The sequence below is a fragment of the Streptodolium elevatio genome, from assembly GCF_053592165.1.
On the sequence record NZ_JBSFVE010000008.1, the window covers coordinates 261,234 to 280,548 of the forward strand.

The 19,315-nt window shown below is 71.3% G+C and carries 14 protein-coding genes; 9 read left to right on the forward strand and 5 right to left on the reverse strand.

Features of this window, described 5'->3' with window-relative positions; genetic code table 11:
• Positions 1–143: 143 nt before the first annotated feature.
• A complete protein-coding gene (locus ACWD12_RS17475) occupies positions 144–881 on the reverse strand; it encodes a hypothetical protein (RefSeq protein WP_450100223.1) in 738 nt (245 codons plus the stop codon).
• 236 nt (positions 882–1,117) lie between these two features.
• Here ACWD12_RS17475 and ACWD12_RS17480 point away from each other — a divergent pair, with 236 nt between their 5' ends.
• From ACWD12_RS17480 to ACWD12_RS17500, 5 genes are all read left to right on the forward strand, one after another.
• Entirely contained in the window at positions 1,118–3,289 is a 2,172-nt protein-coding gene (locus tag ACWD12_RS17480) for a dynamin family protein (protein ID WP_450100261.1), read from the forward strand.
• Positions 3,286–4,941: a hypothetical protein gene (locus tag ACWD12_RS17485; RefSeq protein ID WP_450100224.1), complete on the forward strand. Its 1,656-nt coding sequence runs from the start codon at positions 3,286–3,288 to the stop codon at positions 4,939–4,941. Before ACWD12_RS17480 ends, ACWD12_RS17485 begins: the two co-directional genes overlap by 4 nt.
• A gap of 307 nt (positions 4,942–5,248) precedes the next feature.
• Positions 5,249–7,864 carry a dynamin family protein gene (locus ACWD12_RS17490; protein WP_450100225.1) on the forward strand — a complete coding sequence of 872 codons (2,616 nt, stop codon included), beginning with the start codon at positions 5,249–5,251 and terminating at the stop codon, positions 7,862–7,864.
• A gap of 97 nt (positions 7,865–7,961) precedes the next feature.
• Complete coding sequence (locus ACWD12_RS17495; RefSeq protein WP_358352957.1) at positions 7,962–9,938, forward strand: dynamin family protein; 1,977 nt, start codon at positions 7,962–7,964, stop codon at positions 9,936–9,938.
• Between the two features lie 117 nt (positions 9,939–10,055).
• Complete coding sequence (locus tag ACWD12_RS17500) at positions 10,056–10,949, forward strand: hypothetical protein (protein ID WP_450100226.1); 894 nt, start codon at positions 10,056–10,058, stop codon at positions 10,947–10,949.
• A gap of 77 nt (positions 10,950–11,026) precedes the next feature.
• Here the strand turns inward: ACWD12_RS17500 and hemW are convergent, their stop codons facing one another.
• The gene (gene hemW / locus ACWD12_RS17505) at positions 11,027–12,253 is read right to left on the reverse strand and encodes a radical SAM family heme chaperone HemW (protein WP_450100227.1); all 1,227 of its coding nucleotides are present in this window, start codon (positions 12,251–12,253) and stop codon (positions 11,027–11,029) included.
• Between the two features lie 339 nt (positions 12,254–12,592).
• Positions 12,593–14,449, reverse strand: coding sequence for a translation elongation factor 4 (gene lepA, locus ACWD12_RS17510; RefSeq protein WP_358352962.1), 1,857 nt, complete (start codon positions 14,447–14,449; stop codon positions 12,593–12,595).
• A 188-nt stretch (positions 14,450–14,637) separates the two neighbouring features.
• Between lepA and ACWD12_RS17515 the strand changes: the two genes are divergently transcribed.
• The 3 genes from ACWD12_RS17515 (at position 14,638) to rpsT (ending at position 16,503) form a co-directional block, all read left to right on the forward strand.
• Positions 14,638–15,741 (forward strand): hypothetical protein, encoded by a 1,104-nt coding sequence (locus ACWD12_RS17515; RefSeq protein ID WP_450100228.1) that lies wholly within the window; start codon positions 14,638–14,640, stop codon positions 15,739–15,741.
• Positions 15,738–16,040 carry an antibiotic biosynthesis monooxygenase family protein gene (locus ACWD12_RS17520; RefSeq protein WP_450100229.1) on the forward strand — a complete coding sequence of 101 codons (303 nt, stop codon included), beginning with the start codon at positions 15,738–15,740 and terminating at the stop codon, positions 16,038–16,040. The genes ACWD12_RS17515 and ACWD12_RS17520 overlap by 4 nt, the downstream gene beginning before the upstream one ends.
• A 196-nt stretch (positions 16,041–16,236) precedes the next feature.
• Entirely contained in the window at positions 16,237–16,503 is a 267-nt protein-coding gene (gene rpsT / locus ACWD12_RS17525) for a 30S ribosomal protein S20 (protein WP_358352967.1), read from the forward strand.
• A gap of 280 nt (positions 16,504–16,783) precedes the next feature.
• Here the strand turns inward: rpsT and holA are convergent, their stop codons facing one another.
• Both holA and ACWD12_RS17535 read right to left on the reverse strand, forming a co-directional pair.
• Positions 16,784–17,761 carry a DNA polymerase III subunit delta gene (holA, locus tag ACWD12_RS17530; protein WP_450100230.1) on the reverse strand — a complete coding sequence of 326 codons (978 nt, stop codon included), beginning with the start codon at positions 17,759–17,761 and terminating at the stop codon, positions 16,784–16,786.
• A gap of 103 nt (positions 17,762–17,864) precedes the next feature.
• Positions 17,865–18,509 carry a dihydrofolate reductase family protein gene (locus tag ACWD12_RS17535; RefSeq protein WP_450100231.1) on the reverse strand — a complete coding sequence of 215 codons (645 nt, stop codon included), beginning with the start codon at positions 18,507–18,509 and terminating at the stop codon, positions 17,865–17,867.
• A gap of 98 nt (positions 18,510–18,607) precedes the next feature.
• Between ACWD12_RS17535 and ACWD12_RS17540 the strand changes: the two genes are divergently transcribed.
• Complete coding sequence (locus ACWD12_RS17540) at positions 18,608–19,120, forward strand: winged helix-turn-helix transcriptional regulator (protein ID WP_450100232.1); 513 nt, start codon at positions 18,608–18,610, stop codon at positions 19,118–19,120.
• Positions 19,121–19,315: the final 195 nt, after the last annotated feature.

Genomic DNA, 19,315 nt, shown 5'->3' on the forward strand with positions numbered 1-19,315 from the left:
AGCTGTCGGGGCTCAGACAGGGGATCGTAGCGGGACGGACGATCTTGTTGTGCGGGAATTGCCTCGGGCCCGAACAACAGGACGGGGCGACCCGGTTGGGCCGCCCCGTCCTGGGCGTCAGTGGTGCCGCGTCAGCGTGTCGGTCAGCCCTTCTGGGCCTTCACGAGCTTGTCGTACTGCGCACGCAGCATCTCGTCGGGCATGACCGGGTTGGTGGCCGCGGGGTCCTCCAGGTCGAAGCTCAACGCCATGCCCTGGACGATCACCGGGCCGCTGCGCACGAACGACAGGGTCCAGGGCTCGCCGTCCATGCCGTACGTGATGGTCAGCGAATCGTCGCCGTAGCCGAGCTTCTTGCTGTCCTGGATCGTGTACTCGGTCTTGGTGCCTTCCTCGTCCGTGCCGACGAACTGGGACGTGCACTTGGCCAAGGAGTCATGCACCTCGGAGGCCAATTTCTCGGCCTTGTCGCCGTCGAACTGGCCCAGCGCCAGCCAGTACGTCGTCTTGCTGCTGTTGTCGGCCTTGGCGGCCGCGGCCGAGGCGCTCTCGTTCGGCATGTGGTCCTTGTCCGCGGCAATCAACTGGAGCAGCGGCTGGCACTCCGGCTTGTCCGAGGTCTCCACCCCGGTGCCGTCGTCCTCCGGCGAGCCGGCGGCGACCTTGTAGCCGGGCAGCTCCGCGGACGTCAAGAGCGCGGCCTTCAACTGCTCCGCCGTGAGGCGCTTGGTGTCCGACGCGCCGGACGACGAACCGGCAGTCGGCGACTGCGCCGTATTACCCGCCTTGTCGCCCTTGTCGTCGTCCGAGCCGCACGCTGTTCCCAACGCGACCAGTGGGACGACGGCGAAAACGGCGAAACGCTTGCCAAAGAAACCCATGCAGAAAGCTTCCTTCGGGAATTCTGCCTCCGCGGACTCCGGAGAGGACCGAACCGATTGGGCCTGACAAGGCGTCAGGTTCTCGTGAACACGCCTTCTTGTCCAACTCATTAGCCCGGCGCCACCCGCGGACCGTGTCGTTCCCCTTCCGTCCCGGCACTGCCGGGGCGCACGTTGACGCGGCTGACCGGCCCCGCCAGACTGGCCACACTCTGGGGGGAGCCATGCACGTGGGTATGACTCATGGGCCGGGCGTGAACCGGTCCGAAGTCGCGAGCGAACAACGCCGCGACACGATCGAAGCCCTGACCGAGGTGTCCGACCACCTCGAATTCGCCAAGGGCCTGATACGCCGCACCGTCGCCGACCGCGAGCGGCTCGGCGACCTGGACGCGCGCATCCGGGCGGTCGAGGACCGGCTGCGCGACGACCGGTACTACCTCGCGGTCATCGGCGAATTCTCGGCCGGCAAGAGCACGTTCATCAACGCGCTGCTCGGCCGGGACCTCCTGCCCACCTCCGCCCTGCGCACCACCGCCGCCGCGACCCGCATCACGCACGGGCCGGAGTTCGCGCTCCAGGTCAGGTTCCGCAACGACGGCATCCGCTACATGTACCCGCACGGGCGCAGCGAAGGCGCCGAGAGCCCGCTCGGGCGCATGCTGCTGCACCTCGCGCCGTACCTGCGCGTCCCGAGCGACACGGCCGGCATCCTTTCGCTGCTGACCGCCGACGAGCGCATCGCACCGCACCTGGAGTACCTGGAGGTACGCCACCCCGCGACGCCGCTCCGGGACGGCCTCGTCATCATCGACACGCCTGGCACCAACGCCGAAGTGGGCCACACCGACATCACCAGCGAGGTGATGCGCTCCGAGGCGGACCTCGCGGCCGTCCTCACGCCGTCGGCCTCCCCCGCCTCGTCGTCGCTGGCCGGCTTCCTCACCGACGCGCTCGACCCCGGGCTCCTGCGCCGCTGCATCTTCCTCGTGACGAAGATGGACCACGTCGAGGACGACGAGCACGACGACCTGCTCAACCACGTCCGGCGCCGGTTCGCGCGACTCCTGGACCTGGACGACGTCGTGGTGGAGGGCGTCGCCGCCGACGCCGTCCTGCGGCGCGCGACGGGCCGGCCGCTGCTCGGGCCGGAACAGGAGTACTGGGCCGACGTCTTCCCCGGCACCCTCGCCGCGCTGCGCGACCAGATGCAGCGCCAGCGCATCATCGCCGTGTCCGACCACCTGCTCCGCCTCCTCGAGGACGTACTCGGCGACCTGGGCACGGAACTGGCGCAGGCGCAGGGGCGGTTGGCCCAGGAGGAGGAAGAGCTCGGCCAGGCCCGCATCCCCGACCTCGCGGCCTTCGCGCAGCGCCACACGGTACGCGCGGACCTGCTGGTCGAGTCCGGCGCCGAGAACGCCCGCCGTGCCGTCGGGGCCATGGCCGCGCAATGGCAGCAGTACACGCGGCGCTCCATAGACGCGGCGATCGACGCGGCGGCGACACCCGACGACATGCGCCGGGTCATCCGGACCGACGTACCCGACCTGATCCGCCGCGATCTGCCGCGTATCGGCGACGTCGTGCAGGGGGCGGTGACCGCCGCCCTGGCGGCGGGCGCGCGCGAGGCGGAGGCCGCCGTGGAGGCGGCGTTCGAGGCCGAGTACGCCAAGCTCGACCAGGCGGCCGTCCGCGTCGTCCGGCCCGACGTCACCGTCGTGAGCGGCACGCAGCTCGCCAACAACGCGCTGCTGGCGTACGAGTCCAACGTCTCGGGTGTCACACAACAGCTACGGGCGGTTCGCCAACAGGCAACAAGATCAGGTCCCATCGGGTCCGGGGTCGACCAGTGGTTCGCCTCGATGCCCCCGCCGAGCGGCCCCCTGCGCGGCACCGTGCCGCCCAACATGCCCCCTCCGGCGCCTCGGCATTCCGGGCAATACGGGGCGTCGATTCCGGACAGACACCCTGTAAATCCACCCCAAGCACTTCCCTCCGTACCGCCGCCCCCGGGGCTCCAACCGCGCGGTGGGCTGGGTGGTTTCGCGGCCCGGATCGCCGACTCGATGGCGACCACGGACATGCCGGCGCTGCGGAACCACGCACGGGCCGAAATGCATCAGACACTCCAGACGGTCGCCACCGGCCTCGCGGTCCAGATCGACGAGGCCATCGAGGCGGCGACCGACCACTACGCGGGGACCGTTCGGGACCACGTGGAGCAGTACCGGGCCACGTACGAGCGGACGGTGGCCGAGATGGTCACCGAGCACCACCGGCGCGAGGCCATCCTCGCGGCGCGCAAGACCCTGCTGCAGGACGCGAGCAGGCAGACGGAACGGCGACGCGCGACGGTCAACTCCCAACGCGAACGCCTCTCAACTCGGGGGGGAACCCGAATATGACCGAGAACTACGGCGAGGACCTGTACGAGGCTCCGGCCGACCTCGACGACACGGCGTACGACACGACCCTCGCGGAGGACACCGCGGGCAGCGACCTGCTGTGGGAGACCGAGGGCACCGACGGCCAGACCCTGGACGCGGTGACCGAGGAGACCGGCACCGACCCGCTGACGGACGTCGCGCCGGCGCCCGAGATCCCGGAGTACACCGACCCGCTGGAGGTCCCGCAGGGCGGCGACGTGCCGGTGCCCGAGGGCTACGTGGACCCGCTGGAGGTCCCCCAGGGCGGCGACGTTCCGGTTCCCGACGACTACGTCGACCCGTCGACGCCGGTCGACCCGACCGACGGCAGCGACCCGTACGCGGACGCGGGCACCGAGGACCCGTACGCCGACGCCGGGGCCGAGGACCCGTACGCCGAGGGCACCGTCGACCCGAACGACCCGAACGTGGGCCTGGACCCGTCGGACCCGAACTACGACCACTACTACGCCGAGCACGGCTACCCGTACGAGGGCCCGAGCGACGTCGCGGACGTCCCGGTCGAGGACGACAACAGCGAGGCGCCGAGCGACCCGCTGCCGACCGACATCCCCAGCGACTACGCGGACTACGACCCCGACGCGTACGTCCCCACCGAGTACCCGTACGAGAACCCCTACGAGTACCCGGGCTACGACGAGGGCTACGACCCGTACGCCGAGCCGGGTTACGACCCGTACGCCGAGGGCGCCCCGTACGGCGGCGACTACGACGTGGTCTACGACCCGTGCTGGGGTGACTACGGCTACGACCCGTACAACGACATCTTCGTCGAGGTCAACGTCACGGTCGAAGGCGATGTGTACGTCGAGGGCGACCAGAGCGCCGACGTGTACGTGGTCGACGAGGGCGACACGTACGTCGACAACTCCACGACCTACGTGGACAACTCGACCACCGTCGAGGACCACTCGACGAACGTCGAGTACACCGAGACCACCGTGGTCCAGGAAGAGGTCGTCTACTACGAGGGCTACGACGCCGACGTCGTGCCGCCCTACGAGTCCTACGGCCCGATGGAGATCGCGCACTACACGCCGGACTGGAGCGTCGCGGACTTCGACGGCGCGGGCGACCCGCTGGCCGACGCCGCGTACTTCCACGAGGTGGAGAACCCGGTCAACGCGCCGCTCGCGACCGAGGGCGCGATCATCGAGAAGCTGACCGGCGAGCCGTACAACGAGGCCGCGCTGGTCCAGCAGGCCGAGAACGCCGGCTTCTTCGACTCCGAGCTGGGCATGACGAACACCGACGTCGGCAGCCTCCTGGAGCTGCACGGCATCGAGACCGAGACGGTGTACGACGCCGACGTCAACACCCTCATCGACGCGCTGGAGACCGGCGACCCGGTCATGGCGGTCGTGGACCTCAACGAGACCGGCATCCCGATGCGCGACGTCGTCACCGGCGAGCCCATCGAGCAGAACCCGTCGGTCATGGGGTCGGTGTGGGTCACCGGCATGGACGTGCAGCCCGACGGCTCCGTCTACGTCATCGTCAACGACCCGTCCTGGCCCGAGGGCCAGACCCAGGCCATCGCCCTGGAGGACTTCACGAACGCGTGGTACGACGGCGGCAACCAGGCGGTCATCGCGCACCAGCCGGTGTGACGCAGCTAGTGCGGTGACTGCGAACCTTCACCGGTTCTCGCCACCCGGACACCGCGCCTCGCGGCGTTGCAGGACCTCGCGAGTACGGCCCGGTACGAGCTTCGGCCCTGCGCCTTGCTCGGGAGGGCCGCCAGGCCCGGCGGCTCGGCACCGAACGACGAGAACCGGCAAACGTTTGCGGCCGTCGCACTGGCGGTACGCCGGGGCCCGCACCTCTGACATGCGGTGCGGCCCCGGCCCCCACCCGGCGTGCTCCATCGGCTCAACCTGCCCTCATACCACCAGACTTCCCTGAGAGGAATCCTCCGTGACCATCGACCGTGAGGCCGTCAACGCCCGCGTCGCGCAGGCCCCGCAGACCCGCCGCCAGAGCGGCGTCGCCGCCCTCCTCGGCGGCATCCACCGCAGCGCCGAGCTCAAGGGCTGGCTCAAGGGCGGTTCGCTCGCCCTGCCGCCCGTCGCCGAGCGCGTGGACGGCTCCTGGACGCTGACCGCGCTCGTCGCCGTCGGCCGCCGCGAGCCGCAGGCACCCGTCATCACCGTCGCCCCCGCGTGGGGCGCCGTGCAGTGGGAGTGGCCTTCGCAGAAGGTGCTCCAGCACATCACCCTGGCCGACAACGCCGAGGCCGCCGAGATGCTGGCGAAGGCCAAGTCCGCCGGGAGCGAAGGCGGTTGGAACCTGTCCATGCAGGCCGAGGCGCTCGCCGCCCGGGCCCGCTTCTTCCAGACGCTGACCCGCTTCGTGTCGGAGCCGGGCGAGCGCGACCTGAAGCTGCTCACCCGCGCCTACGCGCAGGTGCTGCCGCGCGCCGCGTACCCCGTCTACCACGTGCTCGTGCCGAGCACCCGGGCGTGGCTCCAGGTGTCGCCGGCCGCCTCCGGCCAGGCGTCGGCCGGCCGTGAGGCCCGCTCGCGCTCGGCGTCGGGCGGTTCGGCCGAGGCCGGCGTCGCCGGTCTACCCGGCCCGCCGAGGACCGCGGCGCAGCCCCCGGCTGCTCCGAAGACGGCCCCGGCCGGTGGCGTGGCGCGGGGTGCGGGGGCCCCGGCGCGCGGAACCGGTTCGTCCTCGGCGGGCGTTCCTCCCCAGCGGGCCGTCGCACGGCCGGATGCGGGCACCGCCGCGGCCGGGCGTACCGAGGGCTCCGGCCCCAGCCTGGTCAAGTCGGCGGGCGCCGCACTCAGCGACCCGATCACCCGGGCCCGGGAGTTGGCCGAGCGGTTCGGCCTGGAGCAGATCTGCACCGAGGTCGACCGCCTGCGGGCGCGCATGCGCCGGCCCGGCTTCCGGATCGCGGTGGTGGGCGAGTTCGGCCGCGGCAAGTCGACGCTGGTGAACCGGCTCCTCGGGGCGAAGGTGGTCCCCGAGGGCCGGCACACCCGCGTACCGGTGGTGATCGCGCCGGGCCCGGAGGCGCGCATCGAACTGCAGTACGCCGACGGACGGTCGGAGGTCCGGCCCGCGGTGGCGTCGTCCTGGGACGGCGTCGACGAGGCCGCCTCCGCCGACGGCGGCGACGCGCTGGTCGGCATCCGCGTGCTCGTCGAGGACCCCGAACTGGCCCGGCTCGACGTCGAGATCGTGGACACGCCCGGCGTCAACGCCGGACACGGCGACGGCGTGGACGACGACCGGGCGCAGGACCTCGTACGGCGCACCGTCGCGGCGAGCGACGCGGTGTTCATGGTCGTGTCCGCGAGCCAGCCGCTCGGCATCTCGGAGACGTCGTTCCTGGAGGAAGAGGTGATCGCCCGCCATGTCCCGCGCATCACGGTGGTCGTCTCCAAGCTCGACACGGTCGACGACGACGAGCGCGAGGACATCGTCGACTACCTCGGCGGACGGGTGCGCCGCATCGCCCCGGTGCTCGAAGTGCTCGCCGGGCCGCACCGGGAGGACGCCGCCCCGCTGGCGGGGGTCCGCGGACGCCTGGCGGACTACGCCGGATCGGGCGGTCGCCGCGCCATGCGGGCCCGTCAGACCGCCGGCCAACTCCTGGGTCTGCTGGAGGAGATGACCGAGCTGGCCCGGCAGGGCGTGGCGAACAGCGCGCTGAGCGTGGAGGACCGGCGGCGCGCCGCGGAGGCCGCCGAGGTCGAGATCGACAACATGACCGCCGAGTGGGGCAAGGTCCGCGTCGAGTTGCAGCGTCGGCGCGGGGAGACTGCCGAGAAGTTCCGCGAACACCTGAACCAGTCCCGCGACGACCTGCTGGGCACGTTGCGGTACGAGATGGAGCGTACGCCCGACCCGAAGACGTGGTGGGAGCGCGACCTGCCGTTCCGCCTGCGCCGCGAACTCACCGCGCTGGCCAAGAAGTACGAGGGGCAGCTGCACTCCAGCGTGCAGTCCGACCTCCAGTGGCTCGACGCCCAGATGAAGCGGCACTTCGGTGCGGGCACCACGCACAAGGTCGACAAGGCCGAGCAGTTGTCGACCGAGTTCGAGCTGAACGAGGCCGAGGAACTGGGCCTGAAGGACCTCAAGAGCCGCAAGCTGGCCTGGCGCATCGGACCCAGCGGGGTCGCGGTGCTGGGCATGCTCATCATCCCGTTGACCGGCGGCCTCGCGGCCATTCCGATGGGCGCGGGCATGGCGGCGTCGGTGGGCGGCATGGTGCTCGGCGAGGTGAAGTCCGGTTCGCTGACCGAGGGGCAGCGCGCCCAGGCCGCGAAGGGCCTGGAGCCCGCGATCGAGGAACTGCTGTCCGGCTTCTCGCAGCAGGTGTCGGACCGGCTGCACACGCTGTACGGCGGCGTCATGGACGAGGCCGTGCGCGGGCAGAAGGCGTGGCGTACCGACCGGCTCGCCGCCCTGAGCACGCAGGGCACCGGCGGACCGGACTGGCAGGAACTGTTCACCCGAACCCAGGAATTGATCACCGGTGTCGACGCCTTGATCGACGGTGGGAGTGCCGGCGCGTGACGGGCCGCAGACCGGTGGCAGACCGATGAACGTATGATCCGTGGTTCGGCACGGCCGTCGGGCGGGGCGGGCCGACGCGCCGTAGGGAGGGAGAACAGTGGAGCAGCACCGGGCCCAGGGAGGAGCGGGCGGGTACAGCGCGTGGCGTGCCCGCCAGGAGACCCTGGTCGAGCTCATCGACCGGCTGACGCCGATCATCTCCGGCCTGTCGATCGGCAGCGGCGTCAAGAAGCTGGCGTCGGTGCGCACCCGGGCCGCGTCCGAGGCGTTCAAGGTGATGATCGTCGGCGAGTTCAAGCGCGGCAAGAGCACGGTCATCAACGCGATGCTGGGCGACAAGGTCCTGCCGTCGTTCGCGCGGCCGTGCACCGCGATCATCAACGAGGTCATGTGGGCGGACCAGCGTTCGGCGCTGATCTACCCGCTGGAGGCGGACGGCACCGCGGGCGACCCGATCCCGGTCGGGGTCGAGGAGATCGTCGACTACGTCACGATCGGGGCGGACGACGACAACACGCCCAACCCGTACCAGCGCGCGGTCGTGCGATGGCCGCTCGAACTGTGCCGCAACGGCGTGGTGGTCGTGGACTCGCCGGGCCTCAACGAGGCGCCGGAGCGCGAGCGGGTGACGCTGGCCTACCTCGAACAGGCCGACGTGCTGGTGTTCGTGGTCGACTGCCAGGCCGCGATGTCGCGCAGCGAGCAGCTCTTCCTCGACGTGCACGTCAAGGCGCGCGGTCACGAGGACGTCTTCTACGTCGGCAACAAGATCAACCTGGTCGAGGAGGAGGAGCGCGAGGACGTCAAGCGCGAGATCCGCAAGCGCCTCGGCCCGTACGTCTCCCGTCCCGACCGGGTGTTCTTCGTCAACGCGCGGGCCGCGCTGAACGGCCGCCGCAAGGAGGACCCGGCCCTGGTCGGCGAGTCCGGCATGGTGGAACTGGAGCGGGCGCTCGAGGAGTTCCTGACACGTGAGCGCGGCCGGGCGAAGATCCTCTCGCCGGCGCGCGAGCTGAAGTACCTGCTGATCGAAGCGCGCGAGCAGATCGACCGCAAGGAGGCGCTGCTCACGCAGAGCGTGGACGACCTGCGGGCCACGTACGAGCGCGTGCAGGTGCCGCTGACCCGCCTGGAGCAGAACCGCCGCGTCATCGTCGCGCAGATGGAAGGCCACCTGCGCGAGACGCGCGGCGAAGTCGAGGACGCCGGGCGCCGGTTCATGAACCGGGTGATCGGCCAGGTACCCGGTTGGGCGCGCGACTACGACCCCAGCAACACGCTCGGCGCCAACCCGTTCAAGGCGCGCGAGAAGATGGAGGCGGCGGTCCGGGAGATCTCCGACCACCTCTCGGGGCGCATCCAGGTGGCCTTCGCCGAATGGCAGGAGAAGGAGCTCAAGCCGCTGCTGGCACGGCGGGTCGAGGACCTGGAGCGGTCCATCGACGACGACGTGAAGCAGTTCGTGACGCGCATCGACGAGATCCGCGCGTCGCTGACCCGCGACGACGCCGAGACGCAGGTGCTGAAGGTCCCGGACAAGACCCAGGCGCCGCTGGAACGCCTGCTCGCGGACGCGGTGTCCTTCGTGCTGGACCCGCGTACCGCGCTGAGCGGCGGCCGGTTCAGCCTGCGCACGATGCTGACCACGCTGCTGCCGCAGATCGCGGTGGGGGCGATCGCGGTGTTCGTGGGCCTCGGCCCGGTCGCGATCTTCGCGATGCTGCTGGGCGGCAACCTGTTCCGCGGCGCGCTCCAGCTCAACAAGGCGAACCAGCGCATGAAGGAGCAGGTCGCCGAGCAACTGGTGGAGGAACTGCGCGGGCGCTCCGACGCGGACGTGCAGAACCTCGGGGACGAGATCACCAAGCAGCTCCGCACCATGCGCGACGCCATCGCGCAGGGCCTGGACGCGGAGATCAAGAGCATCCGCGACGAGGTCGGCGAAGCGCTCAAGACCAAGGAGCAGGGTGAGTCCGACGCCAAGAAGACCGGGGCGGACCTGCGGCGGTATGCGGGTGAGCTGAACCGCATCGACGAGCAGTTGGCGGACCTGATCATGGACGTCGCGCTGTAGTACGTGGTGGCTTGGTACGTGGCTGCGTAGTACGTGGCGTTGCACTACGTGCAGTACGTTGCGCCGCACGCCCCCACGAGGCGGGGACCGCGGCGCAGGATTCGGACGGGAGTACGCATGTCGGTGGTCGGGGACGCGCGGAAGTGGGCCGCGGCCGACGCCTCGACGGCGGAGGCCGCCGCACGCGCGGCGGCCGCGCACGTACCGGGCATGGCATTCGACGGGTTCCAGGACGGTCCCGTTGTGGAAGGCTGCTCCTGGCGACGGGCGTTCTTCGTGCAGGCCGGTCGACGGTACGCGCTGGTTCCCGCGGGCTCTGTGCAACTCGGCTTCGATGTCGAGGAGTTCATCCCGACCCCTGCGCAGGCCGCCGCACATGCGGAAGGCGCCGACGAGTACGGGTACCCCGCCGACGTGCGCGAATACCTGCGTGGCCTCGGAGAGTCCGCGCCGGGGCGTCTGAGCGCGCCACGTGAGGTGCGCGTGCCGGGCATGCTGGTCGCGGTGGAGGCCGTTCCCGTCGACGAGTTGATCGGCGACGAGGGCGACGACTTTGACGACGCCTTCGACGACGACGGTGACGCGGCCGAGGGCGGCGACGGCGCCAAGGCACTCGGCAGACACGTGTCCGCGGCGCTGGCCGCGTTCGGCGCGCGGGCGATCACCCCGGACGAGTGGGAATACGCGTGCGGTGCCGGTACGGGCACTCTGTTCCGGTGGGGCGACTCCTACCCGGATGTCGCGGACCCGTTCAGCGCTCCGGACGGCCCGCAGCACGAGGTGAACCGCTTCGGGCTCGCCATCGCGCGCGATCCGTACGACTGCGAACTCACCTCGGAGCCCGGCGTGTTGGTGGGCGGTGACGGCGGGGAGGCGACGTGCGGGGGCTACGGCGCGTTCCTGGCGTGGCTGCCGCTGGCGAGCGCGTACCGGCTCACGCCGTCGGCGGGAGCATGGGGTGACCATGTCGCGGACGCGGTGGTACGGCCGGTGATCGACCTCGCGACCTGAGGCCTCGGTCGGCGAGGCCTCGGTCAACCGGACCTCAGCCGATGAGCCTCAGCTGATGAGCCTCAGGTGATGAGGCTTCAGTCGACGAGGTCGCGGACGACGGCGTCCGCGAGGAGCCTGCCCTTCAGGGTGAGCACGGCGTGCCGGTCGGCGAACCTGGCCGGGTCCAACAGGCCTTCGGTCACCGCCTGTTCGGCGGCGGCCATGCCCTGTTCGTGCAGCAGGGACAGCGGGCAGCCGTCCTTGAGGCGGAGTTCGAGCAGGATGCGCTCGACGCGGCGGTCCTCGTCGGTGAGCAGTTCGCGGCCCTGGGCCGGTGACTCGCCGGCGGCGACGCGCTCGGCGTACGCCTTGGGGTGCTTCGCGTTCCACCACCGCACGCCGCCGATGTGGCTGTGCGCGCCCGGACCCGCGCCCCACCAGTCCGCGCCGGTCCAGTACAGCTCGTTGTGGCGGCAGCGCGCGGCGCCGGAGGTCGCCCAGTTGCTGACCTCGTACCAGCCGAAGCCGCCCGCGGTGAGGGTCTCCTCGGCCATCAGGTAGCGGTCGGCGAGCACGTCGTCGTCGGGCAGCGGCAGTTCGCCGCGCCGGATGCGGCCGGCGATGCGCGTGCCGTCCTCGATGATCAGGGCGTACGCCGACACGTGGTCGGGCCCGGCCGCGAGCACCGCGTCGAGGGACGCCTGCCAGTCCTCGTCGGTCTCCCCCGGCGTCCCGTAGATCAGGTCGAGGTTGACGTGCTCGAATCCCGCGGCGCGGGCCTCGGCGACGCACTCCTGCGCGCGGCCGGGCGTGTGGTGGCGGTCGAGGACCTGGAGCACGTGCGCGCGGGCGCTCTGCATACCGAAGGAGAGCCGGGTGAAGCCCGCTTCACGCAGCTCGTCGAGGTAGGCGGGGCCGACCGACTCCGGGTTGGCCTCGGTGGTCACCTCGGCCTCGTCGGCGAGGCCGAATTCGTCGCGGATCGCGCCCAGGATGCGCGCCAGGTCGGCGGCCGGCAGCAGGGTGGGGGTGCCGCCGCCGAAGAAGACCGTCTCGACGGGGCGGTCCGCGTCGCCGAGGACGCGGCGGGCGAGGCGGATCTCGGCGATCGCGTCATCGGCGTACCCGGCCTGGGAGGCGCCCCCGCCCAGCTCGGCGGCGGTGTAGGTGTTGAAGTCGCAGTAGCCGCACCGGGACGCGCAGTAGGGGACGTGCACGTAGAACCCGAACGGGCGCGGCAGGTCGTCGGTCCCGGCCAGGGCGGAGGCGGGCAGGGAGCCGTCGAGGGGCGCGGGCAGGCCGTCGGGGAGTGCGGAGGGCATCGCTCCAGTCTCCACGACCGGGCGTCCGGACCCAAAACGACGCCGCCCCCGGGGCGCCTCACCGGCCGGTTCGGCCGGTGCCGGCGGGGGTCGGAAGCGGCCGACCATCAGCAATCCAAATACTCCCTATAGGCAATGAATAGGAGTAATTCGGACTCGTGCTGGCTATCCTCATGCGCGGTCGGGACGTCCCTCCCGGCGGGCCCATGGCCGGTTACGGCAGCCCGCCCCGTCCCCGGCCGAGGCTCCACGCACATGTGGAAGGGCGGTCCCGGGAAGCCGGGGACCGCCCTTCCACATGCCACGCACAGCAGGGTCGGCCGACGGGCCGCCGCCGCGCTACTTCTTCTTGTCGGCGCCGTCCGACTCGGTGGACAGGGCGGCGATGAACGCCTCCTGCGGCACCTCGACGCGGCCGACCATCTTCATGCGCTTCTTGCCTTCCTTCTGCTTCTCGAGCAGCTTGCGCTTACGGGAGATGTCGCCGCCGTAGCACTTGGCAAGCACGTCCTTGCGGATCGCGCGGATGTTCTCGCGCGCGATCACGCGCGCGCCGACCGCCGCCTGGATCGGCACCTCGAACTGCTGACGCGGGATCAACTCGCGCAGCTTCTTGGTCATTTCGACGCCGTAGTTGTACGCCTTGTCCTTGTGCACGATCGCGCTGAACGCGTCGACCGCCTCGCCCTGCAGCAGGATGTCGACCTTGACCAGCTCCGACATCTGCTCGCCGGTGGGCTCGTAGTCGAGCGACGCGTAGCCGCGCGTCTTCGACTTGAGCTGGTCGAAGAAGTCGAACACGATCTCCGCGAGCGGCAGCGTGTAGCGCAGCTCGACGCGGTCCTCGGACAGGTAGTCCATGCCGAGCAGGCTGCCGCGCCGGGACTGGCACAGCTCCATGATCGCGCCGACGTACTCGCTCGGCGCGAGGATCGTCGAGCGTACGACCGGCTCGTGCACCTCGGCGATCTTGCCGCCCGGGAACTCGCTCGGGTTCGTCACCGTGTGTTCGGTGCCGTCCTCCATGACCACGCGGTACACCACGCTCGGCGCGGTCGAGATCAGGTCGAGCCCGAACTCCCGCTCCAGGCGCTCGCGGATGATCTCCAGGTGCAGCAGCCCCAGGAAGCCGCAGCGGAAGCCGAAGCCGAGCGCCGCCGAGGTCTCCGGCTCCCAGACCAGCGCGGCGTCGTTGAGCTGGAGCTTCTCCAGCGCGTCGCGCAGCTCGGGGTAGTCCGAGCCGTCCAGCGGATACAGGCCCGAGAACACCATCGGACGCGGGTCCTTGTAGCCGCCCAGCGCCTCGGTCGCGCCCTTGTGCTGCGAGGTGATGGTGTCACCGACGCGGGACTGCCGGACGTCCTTCACACCCGTGATGATGTAGCCCACCTCGCCGACGCCCAGGCCGTCCGCGGCCTTCGGCTCCGGCGAGATGACGCCGATCTCCAGCAGCTCGTGGGTCGCGCCGGTGGACATCATCTGGATGCGCTCGCGCTTGGTGAGCTGGCCGTCGATGACACGGACGTAGGTCACGACGCCGCGGTAGGAGTCGTAGACCGAGTCGAAGATCATCGCGCGGGCCGGGGCGTCCTTGACGCCGACCGGCGGCGGGACCAGGCGTACGCACTCGTTCAGCAGCTCGGAGACGCCCTCGCCGGTCTTGCCGCTCACCCGCAGCACGTCGTCGGGCTCGCAGCCGATGATGTGCGCCAGTTCCTCGGCATACTTCTCCGGCTGCGCGGCGGGCAGGTCGATCTTGTTGAGCACCGGGATGATCTGGAGGTCGTTCTCCAGCGCCAGGTAGAGGTTGGCGAGGGTCTGCGCCTCGATGCCCTGGGCGGCGTCGACCAGCAGGATCGCGCCTTCGCACGCGGCGAGGGAGCGCGAGACCTCATACGTGAAGTCCACGTGGCCCGGGGTGTCGATCATGTTCAGGATGTGCACGCGCCCGTCTTCGGCGGTCCACGGGAGGCGCACCGCCTGCGACTTGATGGTGATGCCGCGCTCGCGCTCGATGTCCATCCGGTCGAGGTACTGCGCGCGCATCTGCCGCGCGTCGACCACACCGGTGATCTGGAGCATCCGGTCGGCGAGCGTGGACTTGCCGTGGTCGATGTGGGCGATGATGCAGAAATTGCGGATCAGCGCCGGGTCGGTACGGCTGGGCTCCGGCACGTTCACGGGGGTCGCGGGCACGCAGGCTTCCAGGTTCTCGGGCTCGGTGGGCAGGGACTTCGGGGTCGTGCGGGGGTGGTGCGGGCGGTACCGGTGGTGCGGGTACTGCCGGTTATTGCAGGAACTACCGGGACGAAACGGCCGCGCCGTCGACTTGCGGAAGGCCGGGCCGTCGCACACGTGACGCGGGCATACCCCATCATCGTCCCATGCGCGTGGACTACTGGTCTCTCCCGGCCGACCTCCACGCCGCCCTGACCCTGCGCTTCGGTGCCGCGCCGACGTCGGCGGCCACCCAACCTGGCGGATTCAGCGGCGGCCTGGCCGCCCGGCTCACGCTGTCCGACGGCCGGGCGGTGTTCGTGAAGGGCTGCCCCGAGCGGCACCCGATCATCGCCCAGTACGAGGTCGAGGGCTGGTTCGGCCGCAAGGCACGCGAGTGGTGGCCACCCCGTGTCACCGGGACGGGCGGCGCCTCGACTCCCGGGCCGTCCCGCGAGCTGCGCGCCGAGCCGTTCCCGGCGCCGGCGCTGTGGGGTGAGCTGGACGCGGCCGGCTGGTACGTCCTGGCCTTCGAGGACATCGCGGGCCATGACGCCGACCTGTCGGACCCGGTGGACCTGGCAGCGTGCCTGACGCTTTTCGACCGGCTGAGCGCGGCGCCGTACCCGGAGGCCGCCCGCTCCCGGGTTCCGCCGGTCGCGGTGTCACTCGGGCACCTGGCGGCGGGGTGGCGGCGGATCGCGGAGGAGCCGCCCGCGTACCTCGACCCCTGGGTTCGCGCCCACCTGGGCGAGCTGGTCGCGTTGGAGACCGGCTGGACCGCCGCCTCGCACGGCGACCTGCCTGTGCACACCGACCTGCACCCGGGGAACGTGCTGGTCAAACCCGCCCCCGAGGTCGGCCCACCGCGCGGGACGACCGGTGGGATACCTGGCAGGGCCCCTGGTGGGCCGACAGGTTGGCCGACACGTGGGACGGCCGACGGGCACGGGGGCCGCGGCAACGGCCGGGGCGCTGAGGCGGTGGCCGTGGACTGGACGCGTCCCTCGGCCGGGGCCGCATGGGTGGACCCCCTGCTCTTCTGCCTGCGCGACCCGGCCGTCCACGACCTGCCCCCGTGGTTCACCGAGCGGTACGCCCCGCCCGCGCCGGTCCTGCACGCCTTCCTCGCCGGCGCCGCCGGGCACTGGGCGGACGCGGCCCGACTGCCGGCACCTGCCTACGCGCCGGGGCTGCGCGCGTACGAGGCCGCCCGCGCCGCGAAATCCCTCGCCTGGCTCCGGCAGGCCCGCGAAGATGACCGGTCATGACCACCGCCGCGATCCTTGAGCACGCCCTCCTCGACGTCCGGCCCGGACAGGAGGACGCCTTTCTGGCCGCCTTCGCGGAGGCCCGCCCGCTGATCGAGGGCCAGAAGGGCTTCGTCGACCTCCGCCTCGAACGCTGCGTCGAGCACCCGTCGCGGTTCCTGCTGCTCGTGCGCTGGGACACGCTGGAAGACCACACCGAGGGCTTCCGGGGCTCGCCGGAGTACGTGCGCTGGCGCGAGCTGCTCCACCACTTCTACGACCCGTTCCCCGAGGTCACGCACTTCGCCCGGGTGGTGTGACCGGCGGCCCGCGGGCAGGCGGAGGCGGCCGGAGGTGCCGGGGAGCGCCCGCCGACCTCGGTTTGGGATCGCCCGATCGGCCCTGGTAACCTGTCCAACTGCGTGTGCCACTTGTCTCAGCCACGCAAGTCAACGTTCCACGAGGGCCCTCTCCCCTACGGGAACAAATCGCGTCCAAACGACGAGGCTTTAAAACGTGGCTAACATCAAGTCCCAGATCAAGCGGATCAAGACGAACGAGAAGGCCCGCCAGCGCAACAAGGCGGTCAAGTCGTCGCTCAAGACCGCGGTCCGCAAGGCGCGCGAGGCCGTTGAGGCCGGCGACGCCGCGAAGGCCACCGAGCTGAGCCGCGAAGCCGGCCGCAAGCTCGACAAGGCCGTGACCAAGGGCATCATCCACAAGAACCAGGCCGCCAACAAGAAGTCGGCGCTGGCCAAGCGGGTCGCCTCGCTCCAGGGCTGAGGCACCCGGCCGGCGGTACGCCCGGTTCAGTGGTGAAGCGGAGGCGCCGTCCCCTCGGGGACGGCGCCTCCGCCGTTTCCTGGCACGGTCCCTCAACTGCTCCCCGAGGAACGCGCTCACGTGCACGCGCTCGTGGCCACGGCCGTGTGGGCACGGCCATGTGGGCACGGCCGCGTGGGTCCGTGGAGCGGACGTGTCCTGCCCGGGGCCGCGTGCGTGCCGGGGTCGCGCGTACCGGGTCGGCCGCTGGGACTGCCGCGGGATCTACCTCGATCCGCGCTCAGGTCTCCCGGACGCGTGCCACGGTCACGACCGCCTTCTCCAGCGCGTACGCCGGGTCCGAACCGCCGCCCTTGACCGCGGCGTCGGCCTCGGCCACCGCCTGCAAGGCGAGCACTATCCCGTCGGGTGTCCAGCCGCGCATCTGCTGGCGTACCCGGTCGATCTTCCACGGCGGCATGCCGAGTTCGCGGGCGAGGTCGCCCGGCCGGGCCCCGCGCGGTGCGCCGCCCAGCCGGGCGATGTGGCGTACGCCCTGCGCGAGTGCACTGGTGACCAGCACCGGAGCCACGCCCACCGACAGCGCCCACCGCAGTTGTTCCAACGCCTCGGCGGTGCGCCCCTCCACGGCCTTGTCGGCGACGTCGAAGCTCGACGCCTCCGCGCGTCCCGTGTAGTAGCGCGCGACGATCTCCTCGTCGACCACGCCCTCGGTGTCGGCCGCCAACTGGCTGCACGCGGCGGCCAGTTCGCGCAGGTCGTTGCCGACCGCCTCGACCAGGGCGCGGGCCGCGTCCTCGGTCACGGACCGCCCCGCGGTACGGAACTCCGTCTTCACCAGGGCCAGGCGCTCGGTCGCCTTGGAGACCTTGGGGCACGCGATCTCGCGCACCCCCGCCTTGCGCGCCGCGTCCAGCAGCGCCTTGCCCTTCGGCCCGCCGAGGTGGGTCAGCACCAGCACCACTTCTTCGGCGGGTGCGCCCAGATACGCCTTGACCTCGTTGACCAGGTCCGCCCCGAGGTCCTGGGCGGCCCGCACGACGATGACCTTGCGCTCGCCGAACAGCGAGGGGCTGGCCAACTCCGTCAGCATGTTGGGCTGGAGGGCGCCCGGGGCGATGTCGCGGATGTCGGCGTCCGGATCCACCGCCCGGGCCGCGCGCGTGACGGTCGACACCGCGCGGTCCACGAGCAGTTCCTCCGGTCCGACCACGAGGGTCACCGGCGCGAGCGGGTCGTCTGCAACTTTCCTGGCCATCACGGACAGCATCGCACGCCGTGCGGACACCCCGGACCCCGCGCGCCGGGACCGCTGTCGGCCCGGTGTCGGCCCGGCATCGGTCCCGCGTCCGCGCCCGTCGTCAGCGCCGGGTGAACGTCACGTGGGTGACGCCGCTCGGCGTGCTCACCGACTCGATCCGGAAGCGCTCCTCCAGCCCCTCGGTGCCGTCCCACAGACGCTCGCCGCGCCCGAGCACGATCGGGACGACGGTGATGTGCATGAAGTCGACCAGGTCCTCGGCGAGGAAGTCGCGAACGACCGTGACGCCTCCGCCGATGCGCACGTCGAGGCCGCCGGCCGCCTCACGGGCCTGCCGCAGCACCTCCTTCGGCGGCGCGTCGACGAAGTGGAACGTCGTGCCGCCCTCCATCTCGACGGACGGGCGCGTGTGGTGCGTCAGCACGAACACCGGGGTGTGGAAGGGCGGGTTGCCGCCCCACCAGCCGTTCCACTCATGGTCCTGCCACGGGCCGCGCTGCGGGCCGAACTTGTTGCGCCCCATGATCTCGGCGCCGATGCCGGAGCCCCAGTTAGCGGCCATCGCGTCGTCCACGCCTCGGCTGCCGCCTTCCCGGCCCTGCATTTCACGGAACGTGCGCGTCTCGACGTACCACTCGTGGAGGCGTTCGCCCGCGTGGCCGAACGGCTCGTCCGCGGTCTGGCCTTCGCCCGTTCCGAAGCCGTCGAGGGACACCGCGAAGTTGTGGACTCGTACCAGGGACATGACGGGGCCTCTCGATCAGTCGGTGATTGCACTCTGCAATCACCTCGTGGTTTCACGGTAGACTTGGTGATTGCGAAATGCAATCACATGGAGGCGACATGCGCGAAGGACCCCGCTCCGGTTGCCCGATCAACGCGGCGGTGGAAGCACTCGGAGACCGGTGGAGCCTCATCGTGCTGCGCGACATCATGTTCGGCGGCCTGCGGCACTTCCGTGAGCTGCTGGCCAACTCCAAGGAGGGCATCGCCTCGAACATCCTCAGCAGCCGCCTCAAGGCCCTGGTCGCGGGCGGGCTGCTCACCCAGGAGGAAGCCGGGCGGGGCCGCAGGGCGACGTACAGCCTCACCGAGGCCGGCATCGAGACCGTTCCGATCATGGCCGCGCTCGGCTCGTGGGGGCTGCGGCACCGCGACACCACCCCCGAACTGCGGGTCCGCGCACAGCTCATGGAGGACGGCGGCCCGGCCCTGTGGGCCGACTTCATGGACGAACTCCGGGAGATACACCTGGGCATCCCCCGTCCGCATCCGGACCGCCCGCGTGCCACCGACCGCCTGCGCGAGGCGTACGAACGCGCGGTCGCCGAGGGCGGTGCGGCCGTCGCGCCGTGACCGACCGGCCCCTCGCCGGCCACCCTCGCCGGCCACCCCTCGGCCCGGGCGGATCCTCCCGTGGAACGGCCCGGCCCGGCCCCCGGGACGCAGTCGGGGGGGGGGGGCGGGCGGGGGCCCCGGCGGGGGGCGGGGGGGGGGGGGGTGAGGGGGCGGGCGCCCCCCCGCGGCCCCCGGGCCCGGGGCATTTAAATT